The sequence below is a fragment of the Pseudomonas sp. FG47 genome (assembly GCF_057809115.1).
In genome coordinates this window covers 60,748-73,245 of record NZ_JBMDJI010000021.1, presented here as the reverse complement: position 1 = coordinate 73,245, position 12,498 = coordinate 60,748, and the positions used below count along the sequence as shown (strand labels likewise).

Below are 12,498 nucleotides of genomic sequence, written 5' to 3'. Positions count from 1 at the left end.
TGCGCTAAAAGCGGACCCCGAGGTCAACTCCAGCCCAGTCGCCACGCGGCCTGCAACATGAACCCCATTGGTCCGCGACTTGATGCCACTTCATATGCCAGCGGCGAATCAATCGGTTAGAATGCACCCCCAATTCAGCCCGATCCTTGAGGACCGCCATGTTCAGCCGTGATTTGACCATTGCCAAGTACGACGCCGAGCTCTTCGAAGCCATGCAGCAAGAAGCTCTGCGCCAGGAAGAGCATATCGAGCTGATCGCTTCGGAAAACTACACTAGCCCAGCAGTCATGGAAGCCCAGGGTTCGGTACTGACCAACAAGTACGCCGAAGGCTACCCAGGCAAGCGCTACTACGGTGGTTGCGAGTACGTCGACGTCGTCGAGCAACTGGCCATCGACCGCGCCAAGGAACTGTTCGGCGCCGACTACGCCAACGTCCAGCCGCACGCCGGCTCCCAGGCCAACGCCGCCGTCTACCTGGCCCTGCTGTCGGCCGGTGACACCATCCTGGGCATGAGCCTGGCCCACGGCGGCCACCTGACCCACGGTGCCAGCGTTTCCTCCTCGGGCAAGCTGTACAACGCCATCCAGTACGGCATCGACGCCAATGGCCTGATCGACTACGACGAAGTCGAGCGCCTGGCTGTCGAGCACAAGCCGAAGATGATCGTCGCCGGCTTCTCGGCCTACTCGCAGGTTCTGGACTTCGCCCGCTTCCGCGCAATCGCCGACAAGGTCGGTGCCTACCTGTTCGTCGACATGGCCCACGTGGCTGGCCTGGTCGCCGCTGGCGTGTACCCGAACCCGGTGCCGTTCGCCGACGTGGTAACCACCACCACCCACAAGACCCTGCGCGGTCCACGTGGCGGCCTGATCCTGGCCCGTGCCAACGCCGACATCGAGAAGAAGCTCAACTCCGCGGTCTTCCCGGGCGCCCAAGGCGGCCCGCTGGAGCACGTCATCGCCGCCAAGGCGATCTGCTTCAAGGAAGCGCTGCAGCCTGAGTTCAAGGCCTACCAGCAGCAGGTCGTGAAAAACGCCCAGGCCATGGCCAGCGTATTCATCGAGCGTGGCTTCGACGTCGTTTCCGGCGGCACCGAGAACCACCTGTTCCTGCTGTCGCTGATCAAGCAGGAAATCTCCGGTAAGGACGCCGATGCCGCCCTGGGCAAGGCCTTCATCACCGTCAACAAGAACTCGGTCCCGAACGACCCACGTTCGCCGTTCGTCACCTCGGGCCTGCGTTTCGGCACCCCAGCCGTCACCACCCGTGGTTTCAAGGAAGCCGAGTGCCGTGAGCTGGCCGGCTGGATCTGCGACATCCTGGCCGACCTGAACAACGAAGCGGTGATCGACGCCGTGCGTGAAAAGGTCAAGGCCATCTGCAAGAAGCTGCCGGTGTACGGCAACTGATTGGCAGACGCTTGATGTGAAAAAGCCCGGCTATGTGCCGGGCTTTTTTCTGCGTGTTCACCGGGCTGGAGCGACATCCGGCACGAGACGTATTTCCACACGCTGCCCCAAGGCCCTGGCAGCGCTAGCCAAGGTGGCCAAGGTCATGCCGGCGTCAGTCTGATCCAAGGCTCGATCGAGCGCCGCTCGGCTGGTGTGCATACGCTCGGCCAAGGCCTTCTTGCTGATCTTTTGCTGCTTCATCGCCTGCGTCAGTTGCCAGGCGATCACCCGTTTCAGCGCAGCCGCCGTGACCTCTTCGAGGATGCCCTCTTCGGCGAGAAAATCATCGAAGTTCGAACCGATATGCGGGTTCATGTAGTTGACCTCCGTAAGCTGGCCTTGCGCTGCCTGGCCAGTGCCAGGTCTGCCGAAGGCGTTTTCTGGCTTTTCTTGATGAATCCATGGAGCATGAACATCACCCCATCCATGATCGTGAACAGTACACGGGCAACGACATGTCCCATGTCGATACGGATTTCCCAAAGCCGGTGCTCCAGCTTTCTGACCAAGGGCATGCCAAGTGGCCATCCCAACTGAACGGTCTTGATCTCCATGCCAATCAGGTAGCGCTCTTCACGTGCCAGACCCTTCAGCCACTCCCTCACGGGCTCATTACCCAACGCACCACGGAAGAACTGCACATCTATTTTTAGATCCGACGCGGCCAAGTGTACCAAAAAAAGTACCCCCTGCAAGCGGCCACCTCGACTGGCCTGATTGCTGAAACGAGGCCAAAAAAATGCCGCCTTACGGCGGCATCGAATAGTCGGCGGTATCCCACTCAGGTGTGGCTCAAAGCTTCGAAACCAGCCTGAATCTTTGCCTCCGGCAGTTCATCGCCGATGAACACCATGACGCTTTCCCGCGACTCGCCTTCCTTCCATTCGGCGTCCCAGTCGAACCCATACAACTTCAGCACCCCCTGGAACACCAAACGGCGATCTTCACCCGCGATATTCAACACGCCCTTGTAGCGCAACAGCTGTTTGCCGTGCTCCTCCAGCAGCTCGTTCATGAAGTCGCTGAGCCGATCGATATCCAACGGCGTTTCGCTGCGCAGCACCAGGGTCGAAATACGATCCGGGGTCGCGGGCTTGATGACCGGGCGCAAGCTGGGCCCAGGGCTGATGCCCAGGTCCGGGTTAAGGTTGAACCCTCGCACATCGAGCAACTCGGCCAGGTCGATGCGGCCGTGCTCGACCACGCGGATCGCCGCCCGGCCATTGATGCGGGCCAGGCGCTCGCGCAGGGCGTCCACCACCTGCGGCTCGACCAGATCGGTCTTGCTCAGCAGCAGGCGGTCGGCAAAGCCCACCTGGGCCTGGGCGATGGCCTGGGTCAGGTGCAGCTCGGCGTGAGCGGTGTCGACCAAAGTGATTATGCCGTCGAGGATATAGCGCTCGCGCAGCTCTTCGTCGATGAAGAAGGTCTGTGCCACGGGTGCCGGGTCGGCGAGGCCGGTGCACTCGATCACCAGGCGATCGAAGGCGATCTCACCGGCGTCCAGGCGTTCGAGCAGCAGGTACAGGGCACGGGTCAGGTCGCCATGGATGCTGCAGCACACACAGCCGTTGGCCAGGGTCATCACCTGCACTGGTTCATCGCCCAGCAGTTGGCTGTCGATGCCGGCCTCGCTGAATTCGTTCTCGATCACGGCGAGCTTCAGGCCATGCTCGGCCTTGAGCATGTGCTTGAGCAATGTGGTCTTGCCGGCGCCAAGAAAGCCGGTCAGCACGGTAACGGGAATCGGCGTTTGCACGCGGTTGTCTCCTGCAGCTGAAAATGAAAGTGGGAGCCCGGTTGCCCGGGCTCCCACTGGCTCACGCGTACTGCGGGTTCAACAGCACTTGGGCCCGGACTTGCCACCATAGCGCGCTTCCTGACGCTCGCGGAAGAACTCCTCGTAGGTCATGACCGGCTTGTCCGGGTGCTTCTTCTGCATGTGCTCGACATAGTTGTCGTAGTCGGGCATGCCGACCATCAGGCGGGCTGCCTGCCCCAGGTACTTACCCAGTCGACCCAGGTCGTTGAACATCGCGGCAGTCCTCTCAAGCGTCAGGCAGGGCCTGGAACGGGGTTTCCTTGTCGCTGCGCTCCTTGCGACCCAGGGCGGCGTAGCCGACCTTGATGGCGAAGAACAGCACGCTGAACACCACCACCAGGAACAGGATGGTCAGGCCAGCATTGGTGTAGGCGTTGAAGATCACGTGCTGCATCTGCCCGATGTCCTTGGCCGGGGCCAGGACCTGGCCGGCGTCCAGCGCGGTGCTGTACTTCTTGGCCAGGGCCAGGAAGCCAACCGCCGGGTTCGGGTCGAACAGCTTGATCAGGCCTGCCGCCGTGGTACAGATCAGCAGCCACACGGCCGGCACCAGGGTGACCCAGATATAGCGCTCGCGCTTCATCTTGATCAGCACCACGGTGCCGAGCATCAGGGCGATACCGGCCAGCATCTGGTTGGAGATGCCGAACAGCGGCCACAGGGTGTTGATGCCGCCCAGCGGGTCGATCACGCCCTGGTACAGCAGGTAACCCCACAGCGCCACGCAGCCGGCGGTGCCGACCAGGTTGGCGGTCCACGACTCGGTGCGCTTGAGGGCCGGCACGAAGCTGCCCAGCAGGTCCTGGAGCATGAAGCGCCCGGCACGGGTACCGGCGTCCACGGCAGTGAGGATGAACAGCGCCTCGAACAGAATGGCGAAGTGGTACCAGAACGCCATGGTGTTCTCGCCCGGCAGCACCTGGTGGAGGATCTGCGCGATCCCCACCGCCAGGGTCGGCGCACCGCCGGCACGGGCCAGGATGGTGTGCTCGCCGATGTCACGGGCCACCGCCTCGAGCTGCTCGGGAGTGATCAGGAAGCCCCAGCTGCTGACGGTTTGCGCCACCGAGGCGACGTCGGCACCGACCACCGCGGCCGGGCTGTTCATGGCGAAGTACACGCCAGGCTCGATCACCGAGGCGGCGACCATGGCCATGATGGCGACGAACGACTCCATCAGCATGCCGCCGTAGCCGATGTAGCGGGCGTTGGTTTCATTGTCCAGCAGCTTGGGCGTCGTCCCCGAGGAGATCAGCGCGTGGAAGCCAGACACCGCGCCGCAGGCGATGGTGATGAACAGGAACGGGAACAGGGTGCCCTTCCACACCGGGCCGGTGCCGTCGGTGAACTGGGTCAGCGCCGGCATTTTCAGCTCGGGGGCGATGATCAGGATGCCGATGGCAAGGCCGACGATGGTGCCGATCTTGAGGAAGGTAGACAGGTAGTCACGCGGCGCCAGCACCAGCCACACCGGCAGCACCGCGGCGACGAAGCCGTAGCCGACCAGCATCCAGGTGATCTGCACGCCAGTGAAGGTGAACGCCGGGCCCCACACCGGATCCGCGGCGATCTGGCCCCCCAGCCAGATCGACAGCAGCAGCAGCACCACGCCGATGATCGAGATCTCGCCGATGCGGCCCGGACGGATATAGCGCATGTACACGCCCATGAACATCGCGATCGGGATGGTCGCCATCACCGTGAACATGCCCCATGGGCTCTCGGCCAGGGCCTTGACCACGATCAGCGCCAGCACCGCGAGGATGATGATCATGATCAGGAAGCAGCCGAACAAGGCGATGGTGCCGGGGATGCGGCCCATTTCCTCGCGGACCATGTCGCCCAGCGAGCGGCCGTTGCGGCGGGTGGACAGGAACAGGACCATGAAGTCCTGCACCGCGCCAGCCAGCACCACGCCGGCGATCAGCCACAGCGTGCCGGGCAGGTAGCCCATTTGCGCGGCGAGCACCGGCCCCACGAGGGGACCTGCGCCGGCGATGGCGGCGAAGTGGTGGCCGAAAAGAATGTGCTTGTTGGTCGGGACGTAGTCCAGGCCATCGTTGTTGAGTACCGCGGGCGTAGCCCGGCGGGGATCGAGCTGCATCACCTTGGTGGCGATGAACAGGCTGTAGTAACGGTAGGCAACCAGGTAGATGGCCACTGCCGCGACCACGATCCACAAGGCGTTGATCGCCTCACCGCGACGCAGGGCAACCACACCCAGCGCGCAGGCCCCTATGACTGCCAGCGCCAGCCACGGAATGTGGCGTAGCAGGCTATTATTGTTGTTCATGGTTTACTTCCAGCTGGTGGATTGGAAAAGACCGCCCATCGAGTCTAGGGCGTGTCATCGCGCATTGCCACACTTGCTTTGGTCTAGAGCCTCTGCGGCCAGATTGCGGTACCTGATGCACATACCAAACTCACTATAGTCAGGATGTCACCCGGAGAAACCACCATGAGCGCCCACGACGAACGCCGCCGTTTCCAGCGCATCGCCTTCGATGCCCCTACCGAACTGCGCCAGGGCGAACGTCGCTGGCCGGTGAAGCTCCTCGACCTGTCGCTGAAGGGCTTGCTGGTAGAGCGCCCACAACCCTGGGATGCCGACTCCACCCAGGACTTCGACGCAGTCATCCACCTCAACGACAAGAAAACCCAGGTCAAGATGCAGGTCGAACTGCGCCACGACGAGCCGACCCGCCTGGGTTTCATCTGCCTGCACATCGATATCGATTCGATGACTCATCTGCACCGTCTTGTGGAACTGAACCTGGCAGACAGCACCGAAATGATGCGCGAGCTGCGCGAACTCATCGAAGATTGATATCTCTTAGCCTGCTAACAATCTGGCTGTGACGACTTTCCTGTCCAGCCAGACAGCTTTACATCAGTTTCAAACCCTCCTGTACACATCCCTCTAGAACAGCCTCCGACACGTTGGAACGCAACGTGCATCAGGGTTTCGCGCACCCTGACGGCACCCATGCCGGCGCTACGATCAAAACTTTGTATACAATTCTTGTGGTAATGTTTTGTCAGAGTTGTCTACAGTAGCGCCACAACAATAAACAGAGAGCCTGCTCCATGACCACGTCCCCCAGCACGTCTCCCGCCCCGCGCCCCGAGGACGAAAACCTCGGCCTTGGCGCCAACCTGGCCTACGGGCTGCAGCATGTCCTGACCATGTATGGAGGGATCGTCGCGGTACCGCTGATCCTCGGCCAGGCCGCCGGCCTGGCCCCGGCGGAAATCGGCCTGCTGATCGCTGCCTCGTTGTTCGCCGGTGGGCTGGCGACGTTGCTGCAGACGCTGGGGCTACCGTTCTTCGGTTGCCAGCTGCCATTGGTCCAGGGCGTCTCGTTCGCGGGCGTGGCGACCATGGGCGCGATTCTCGGCAGCCAGGGTGGCGGTGGCCTGCCGGCGGTGCTGGGCGCGGTGATGGCGGCCTCGTTGATCGGGTTCCTGATCACCCCGGTGTTCTCGCGTATCACCAAGTTCTTCCCGCCCCTGGTGACCGGCATCGTCATCACCACCATCGGCCTCACCCTGATGCCCGTTGCCGCGCGCTGGGTGATGGGCGGCAACAGCGCTTCGCCAGAATTCGGCAGCATGGCCAACATCGGCCTGGCGGCGCTGACCTTCGCCATCGTCCTGCTGCTGAGCAAGCTGGGCAGCGCAAGCATTTCGCGCCTGTCGATCCTGCTGGCGATGGTCGCTGGCACCTTGATCGCCTGGGCGCTGGGCATGGCCGATTTCAGCAAGGTCACCGAAGGCCCGATCTTCGCCTTCCCCACCCCGTTCCACTTCGGCATGCCGACCTTTCACATCGCCGCGATCCTGTCGATGTGCATCGTGATCATGGTGACCCTGGTCGAGACCTCGGCGGACATCCTCGCGGTCGGCGAGATCATCGACACCAAGGTCGACTCCAAGCGCCTGGGCAACGGCCTGCGCGCCGACATGGCATCGAGCATCCTGGCGCCGATCTTCGGCTCGTTCACCCAGAGCGCCTTCGCCCAGAACGTCGGCCTGGTGGCAGTGACCGGCGTGAAGAGCCGCTATGTGGTGGCCACCGGCGGCGTGATCCTGGTGGTGCTCGGGCTGTTGCCGATCATGGGCCGGGTGATTGCGGCAGTGCCTACCCCGGTACTCGGTGGCGCCGGTATCGTGCTGTTTGGCACCGTGGCCGCCAGCGGCATCCGTACCCTGTCGAAAGTCAGCTACAAGAACAACGTCAACCTGATCATCGTCGCCGCGTCGCTGGGCTTCGGCATGATCCCGATCGCAGCGCCGAACTTCTACCACAGCTTCCCCAGCTGGTTCGAAACCATCTTCCACTCCGGCATCAGCTCGGCGGCGATCATGGCGATTGTGCTGAACCTGATGTTCAACCACTTCACCACCGGCAACTCGGAAAACCAGTCGGTGTTCGCCGCGGCCTACGAGCGCACCATCCAGTACTCGGACATTTCTGCCCTGCGTGATGGCGACTACTTCAAGGATGGCAAGCTGTTCGACGCCGACGGCAACGAGGTACCGGTGATGGAGCTGGACGAGCATGGCAACGAGGCGCCCCGACGCAAGGCGGTCGCCGAACACTGATCGCTGACCAGGACGGTCATCGAGGGGAGCCGCACGCGCATCGTCGGCTCCCTTTTTTGTCTGCTTCATGCATGGCAGCCCGCTTCCACGATCAACCCGCTGAGTGGCCCTGGCCGTGCGCCGCGAAGTACCCATTCAACACCTGCAAATCCCCCACCTCCAGCACCCCCGCCAGGTAGCGCAGTTGCAACCACGCCCGCAGGTACTCGTGCCGCGCCTGGGCCAGGTCGCGTCGAGCGCCGAACAACTGCTGCTCGGCATCCAGCACATCGAGGTTGACTCGCTCGCCCCCCAGCACACTCTTGCGCGTGGCCTGCACCAGGGCTGTAGCCGCCTTGACCGCCAGGTCGTAGGCGCGAATCTTCGCCGTGCCGCTGGCGCACAGGTTGAACTGCCGACGCAACTGGTTGACCGTGTCGCGCAGTTGCGCATCCAGCTCGAAGCCCGCGGCATCCCGCTGGGCCCGAGCCTGGCGCACCGTCGCCGACACGCCGCCACCGGCGAACAGCGGCACGCTCAACTGCACGCCGATGCTGTCGGTGTCGTAGCGCTGGTTATAGCTGCTCTCGGAGCTGGAGCTGGATATACCCTTGCTGGCATAGGCGCTCAGCGACGGCAGATGGCCGGCCCGCTGGCGCTCGATGTTCTGTTCGGCCACCTCGAGCCCGTGGCGCTGGCTGGCCAGTTCGGCGTTATGCGCCACGGCCAGGTCGCGCCAAGGTTCGAAGCGCGCTGGCGCCAGCGGCTGGATGTGGAAATCACCGGTCATCGGCGCCAGGTCATCGACCTCTACCGGCTCGCCGATGATCGCCTGCAAGGCCCGCAACGCCGCATCGAGATTGTCGCCTGCCTCGATCTCCTGGGCCTGGGCCAACTCGTAGCGGGCCCGGGTCTCGAGCACATCGGTGCGAGTACCCTCGCCACCTTTGACCAGGCGTTCGTTGAGCGTCAGTTGTTCGGCAAAGGTACGCCGCTGGGCCTGGGCCAGGGCGATCTGCTCTTTGGCGAACAGCGCCTCGCTGTAGGCACCGAACAGCCGCACCATCAGTTCCTGGCCACGACCTCGGAAGCGTTCGTCGGCCAACGCGGCCTGGGCCACGCCACGGCGGTAGTCACTCCAGGCGGCATAGTCGAACAGCGGCTGCTCGAGGGTCAGGGTCGAGCTGTAGCTGCGGTAGTCGCGCTGGGTGGTCACGTCGCCGAACTGGCTGCGCTGGGTTACCTCCGAGTCGTTGCGGGCACGGTTGTAGCGGTACGACAGCTTCGGCAGCAGACCAGCGCGGCCAATCGCCCGGTTTTCGAGCCCGGCCTCACGCTCGGCGATCGAGCCCTGCCAGGTCGGGTCGTTGCGCAGGGCCAGGGCATAGGCATCGCCCAGGTCCAGGGCCTGCGCCGAGAGACTGGTGAGCAGCAGCAACAGGCCTGCGAAACGCAAAGAGACCGGCATCACCCTTACTCCTCCGCCAGGGCAACGTGCACCCGGTCGGCCAAAGGCTTGAACAGGTAATTGAGCATCGAGCGTTCGCCGGTGCGCACGAAGGCCTCCACCGGCATGCCAGGGCGAATATCCAGGCCCGCCAGTTGCCCCAGTCCCTGTTCGCTGACCTTGATACGTACCTGGTAGTAGGGCTGCTGGGTCTTCTCGTCCACCAGGCGGTCGGCCGAGACCAGGGTCACCTCGCCGTCCACCCGCGGCGTGGTGCTCTGGTTGAACGCCACGAACATCAGCTCCACCGGCAAGCCGGGGCGCAGGCGGTCGATCATCTCCACCGAGGCCCGCGCATCGACCAGCAAAGGCGCGTCGCGCGGCACGATCTCCATCAGTTGCTGACCGCGGGCGATGACCCCGCCGTTGGTGAACACACTGAGGCCGACCACGGTACCGGCCACCGGGGCCCGCACCTGGGCATGGGCCAGTTCGAATTCGGCGCTGTGCAAGCGGTTACCCAGGTCCTCGGCGCTGGCCTGCAGTTCGGCGAGCTGCTGGCGCACCTCGTTCTGGTACTCCTGCTGGCGCTGGCCGATACGCAGCTTCAGCTCCAGCACCTGGCGCCGGGTGCGGCCGATGTTGCCGAAGTCCTCGGCGATCGAGCCATTGACCTGCGCCAGCAGGCGTTCGCTGTCGAGCAGGCGATTGCGGGCGATATAGCCGTCCCGGGCCAGCTCACGCAGGCCGCGCAACTGCTCGTCCAGCGCATCGCGCTGGGCCTGCTTGCTGGCCAGCGAACCTTGCAGCCCCTGCAGCGAGGCTTCGGCACCGGCAATGCTCTCGCGCAGGCCGCCGAGCTCCATGTCCAGCGCCTGGGCCCGGCTGCCACGCAGCTGGCGCTGCCCTTCCAACACCGTGGCCACCCAGGGGAGATTCGCCTGGGCCAACAGGTCTTCGGGATAGGCAATCGTCGCCCGACCATCGCGCTCGGCCAGCAGCCGCGCCTCCCCGGCGCGGGCGTTGACGTACTGCACCCGCAACGAACCGACCTGGGCCTGGGACTGGGTCGGGTCCATGCGCAGCAGCACCTGCCCGGCGTTCACCGTGTCACCGTCACGTACCAGCAACTGTTCGATCACCCCGCCCGTGGGGTGCTGCACGGCCTGGCGGCTACCGGCAACCATCACGCTGCCGCTGACCGGCACGCCCTTGTCCAAGGGCGCCAGCGCGGCCCACATCAGAAAGCCGCCAAAACCTGCCAACACCAGCCAGCGGCCGACACGACCCGGCCGGTGTTCATCGAGGCTGAGCAGGCTCGCTTCGGTCTTTTGCGTGGAGAGGGCGTGTACGCTCATGAAATCAGGCTCTTGGTTGGCCGAACGTGACGTTCATGCCGATGGGGTTACGGGCGATGGGGGGTGTAGTGGAGGGGGCGACGGGGGCGGGCCGGGCAGCCCGCTGGGCGTCCTGCAATACCCTGGCGGTGGGGCCGAAGGCCTGCAACTGGCCGCCCTTGAGCATCAACAGGTTGTCCAGGCCGGCCAACAGCGAAGACTTGTGGGTAATCAGGATCAGCGTGCGCTTGTGCTCGCGCAGCCTGGCAATGGCCTCGACCAGCGCCCGCTCACCGGCGTCATCGAGGTTGGAGTTGGGTTCGTCGAGCACGATCAGCGCCGGCAGCCCGTACAGCGCGCGTGCCAGGCCGATGCGCTGGCGCTGACCACCGGAAAGCCCCATGCCGCCCTCCCCCAGCAGCGTGTCATAGCCGCCCGGCAAGGCGAGGATCATGTCGTGCACGCCCGCCAGCTGCGCCGCGGCGACCACCTGCTGGGCGTCTATAAGGCCCAGGCGGGCGATATTGTCGGCAATGCTGCCGGCGAACAGCTGCACATCTTGCGGCAGGTAGCCGATGTGCTGGCCCAGCGCGCCACGGTCCCATGCCCGCAGGTCGGCGCCGTCCAGGCGCACCTTGCCAGTGATCGGCGCGCCGGCGCCGACCAGCAGCCGCGCCAGGGTCGACTTGCCCGACCCGGAAGGGCCGATGATCCCCAGCGACTCGCCCGCCGGCAGTTCGAAACCCAGGTTGTTCAGGCACAGGCGACTGCTGCCCGGTTGCGTCGCGCCCACCTGCTCGACGGTGAGTTTGCCCAGCGGGGCCGGCAGCGGCATGCCAGCCGGGCGCGGCGGCTGGGCCTGCAGCAACTCGCTCAGGCGCTGATAGGCCAGGCGCGCACCGCTCCATTGGCGCCAGGCGCCGATCAACTGGTCGATCGGCGCCAGCACGCGGGCCATGAGGATGGAGCCGGCGATCATCATCCCTGGGGTGATCAACTGTTCGATGGCCAGCCAGGCGCCCAGTCCGAGCACCAGCGACTGCAAGGCCAGGCGCACGGTCTTGGTCAGCGCGGTGACCGCCGCGGTACGCTCGCTGCCCAGGTTCTGCCGGGCCAGGAACCCATGATGCAACCGTGCCCAGCGCTGGCGCACGGCGCCGAGCATGCCCATGGCCTCGATCACTTCGGCATTGCGCAGGTTGGCGCTGGCCTCCAGACCCGCCTGCTGCGACAGCTGCCCGGCTTGCGCAAACGGCGCCTGGGTCAGGCGCTCGTTGACCCACGCCAGCACCGTCAGCAAGACCGCGCCCGCCAGCGCCATCAGGCCCAGCCACGGGCTGAACATGAACATCACCAGCAGGTACACCGGGAACCACGGCGCATCGAAGAAGGCGAACAACGCCTGGCCGGTGGCGAACTGGCGCAGCGCGGTCAGGTCGGCGAGCATCTGCCCCGCCGCACCTTTGTGCCCGGCCAGGCTGGCCTCGTAGGCGGCCTCGAACACCCGCGGGTTTAGGTCCATGTCCATGCGCGTACCCAGGCGGATCACCACCTGGCTGCGCAGCCACTCCAGCAGCCCCATGAAGGCGAACACCCCGAGCACCATGAGGCTGAGCATCAGCAGGGTCATCTCGTTGCGCGACGACAGGACCCGGTCATAGACCTGCAGCATGTAGAGCGCCGGCGCCAGCATCAGCACATTGATCACGGCAGTGAACAACGCGACGTTGCCAAGCCCGGCACGGCAGGCCTTGAGCGCCCGCAGCACTTCACTGGCCGCGGCGGGAGCGGTTCGCATTTGTTGGAAACCTCTTGGAAGGCGCCGACAGGCGATTGCATTCGCGCCATCGTCGC

At 64.6% G+C, this 12,498-nt stretch carries 11 protein-coding genes; 3 read left to right on the top strand and 8 right to left on the bottom strand.

Annotated features, from left to right (window positions below):
- Nucleotides 1-158: 158 nt before the first annotated feature.
- Nucleotides 159-1,412 carry a serine hydroxymethyltransferase gene (gene glyA / locus ACODS5_RS16635; protein WP_134693624.1) on the top strand — a complete coding sequence of 418 codons (1,254 nt, stop codon included), beginning with the start codon at nucleotides 159-161 and terminating at the stop codon, nucleotides 1,410-1,412.
- A 57-nt stretch (nucleotides 1,413-1,469) separates the two neighbouring features.
- On the opposite strand, the gene ACODS5_RS16630 is transcribed toward glyA, so the two are convergent.
- The 5 genes from ACODS5_RS16630 to ACODS5_RS16610 all read right to left on the bottom strand — a co-directional run bounded on the left by ACODS5_RS16630 (nucleotide 1,470) and on the right by ACODS5_RS16610 (nucleotide 5,569).
- Entirely contained in the window at nucleotides 1,470-1,769 is a 300-nt protein-coding gene (locus ACODS5_RS16630) for a helix-turn-helix domain-containing protein (protein WP_134693625.1), read from the bottom strand.
- Entirely contained in the window at nucleotides 1,766-2,149 is a 384-nt protein-coding gene (locus ACODS5_RS16625; protein WP_489109191.1) for a type II toxin-antitoxin system RelE/ParE family toxin, read from the bottom strand. Before ACODS5_RS16625 ends, ACODS5_RS16630 begins: the two co-directional genes overlap by 4 nt.
- An 86-nt stretch (nucleotides 2,150-2,235) precedes the next feature.
- Nucleotides 2,236-3,213, bottom strand: a complete 978-nt coding sequence (gene yjiA, locus ACODS5_RS16620; RefSeq protein WP_489109190.1) for a GTPase — start codon at nucleotides 3,211-3,213, stop codon at nucleotides 2,236-2,238.
- Nucleotides 3,214-3,291: 78 nt separating this feature from the next.
- Nucleotides 3,292-3,489, bottom strand: coding sequence for a YbdD/YjiX family protein (locus ACODS5_RS16615; protein WP_134693627.1), 198 nt, complete (start codon nucleotides 3,487-3,489; stop codon nucleotides 3,292-3,294).
- A 13-nt stretch (nucleotides 3,490-3,502) separates the two neighbouring features.
- The gene (locus tag ACODS5_RS16610) at nucleotides 3,503-5,569 is read right to left on the bottom strand and encodes a carbon starvation CstA family protein (RefSeq protein WP_134693628.1); all 2,067 of its coding nucleotides are present in this window, start codon (nucleotides 5,567-5,569) and stop codon (nucleotides 3,503-3,505) included.
- Between the two features lie 165 nt (nucleotides 5,570-5,734).
- Here ACODS5_RS16610 and ACODS5_RS16605 point away from each other — a divergent pair, with 165 nt between their 5' ends.
- Entirely contained in the window at nucleotides 5,735-6,103 is a 369-nt protein-coding gene (locus tag ACODS5_RS16605; protein ID WP_489109189.1) for a PilZ domain-containing protein, read from the top strand.
- A gap of 260 nt (nucleotides 6,104-6,363) precedes the next feature.
- Nucleotides 6,364-7,881 carry a nucleobase:cation symporter-2 family protein gene (locus tag ACODS5_RS16600; RefSeq protein ID WP_134693630.1) on the top strand — a complete coding sequence of 506 codons (1,518 nt, stop codon included), beginning with the start codon at nucleotides 6,364-6,366 and terminating at the stop codon, nucleotides 7,879-7,881.
- 91 nt (nucleotides 7,882-7,972) lie between these two features.
- Here ACODS5_RS16600 and ACODS5_RS16595 read toward each other — a convergent pair whose 3' ends face one another.
- From ACODS5_RS16595 to ACODS5_RS16585, 3 genes are read right to left on the bottom strand one after another with little or no spacing between them, the layout of a single operon-like run.
- Nucleotides 7,973-9,328, bottom strand: a complete 1,356-nt coding sequence (locus ACODS5_RS16595; protein ID WP_489109188.1) for a TolC family outer membrane protein — start codon at nucleotides 9,326-9,328, stop codon at nucleotides 7,973-7,975.
- 5 nt (nucleotides 9,329-9,333) lie between these two features.
- On the bottom strand, nucleotides 9,334-10,665 hold the full coding sequence (locus tag ACODS5_RS16590; protein WP_489109187.1) for an HlyD family type I secretion periplasmic adaptor subunit: 1,332 nt from the start codon (nucleotides 10,663-10,665) through the stop codon (nucleotides 9,334-9,336).
- Nucleotides 10,666-10,669: 4 nt separating this feature from the next.
- Nucleotides 10,670-12,442: a type I secretion system permease/ATPase gene (locus ACODS5_RS16585; protein ID WP_489109186.1), complete on the bottom strand. Its 1,773-nt coding sequence runs from the start codon at nucleotides 12,440-12,442 to the stop codon at nucleotides 10,670-10,672.
- Nucleotides 12,443-12,498: the final 56 nt, after the last annotated feature.

Coding starts and splice junctions, on each gene's coding strand:
- glyA (WP_134693624.1), top strand. CDS start 159: ATGTTCAGCCGTGATTTGACCATTGCCAAGTACGACGCCGAGCTCTTC.
- ACODS5_RS16630 (WP_134693625.1), bottom strand. CDS start 1,769: ATGAACCCGCATATCGGTTCGAACTTCGATGATTTTCTCGCCGAAGAG.
- ACODS5_RS16615 (WP_134693627.1), bottom strand. CDS start 3,489: ATGTTCAACGACCTGGGTCGACTGGGTAAGTACCTGGGGCAGGCAGCC.
- ACODS5_RS16610 (WP_134693628.1), bottom strand. CDS start 5,569: ATGAACAACAATAATAGCCTGCTACGCCACATTCCGTGGCTGGCGCTG.
- ACODS5_RS16605 (WP_489109189.1), top strand. CDS start 5,735: ATGAGCGCCCACGACGAACGCCGCCGTTTCCAGCGCATCGCCTTCGAT.
- ACODS5_RS16600 (WP_134693630.1), top strand. CDS start 6,364: ATGACCACGTCCCCCAGCACGTCTCCCGCCCCGCGCCCCGAGGACGAA.
- ACODS5_RS16595 (WP_489109188.1), bottom strand. CDS start 9,328: ATGCCGGTCTCTTTGCGTTTCGCAGGCCTGTTGCTGCTGCTCACCAGT.
- ACODS5_RS16590 (WP_489109187.1), bottom strand. CDS start 10,665: ATGAGCGTACACGCCCTCTCCACGCAAAAGACCGAAGCGAGCCTGCTC.
- ACODS5_RS16585 (WP_489109186.1), bottom strand. CDS start 12,442: ATGCGAACCGCTCCCGCCGCGGCCAGTGAAGTGCTGCGGGCGCTCAAG.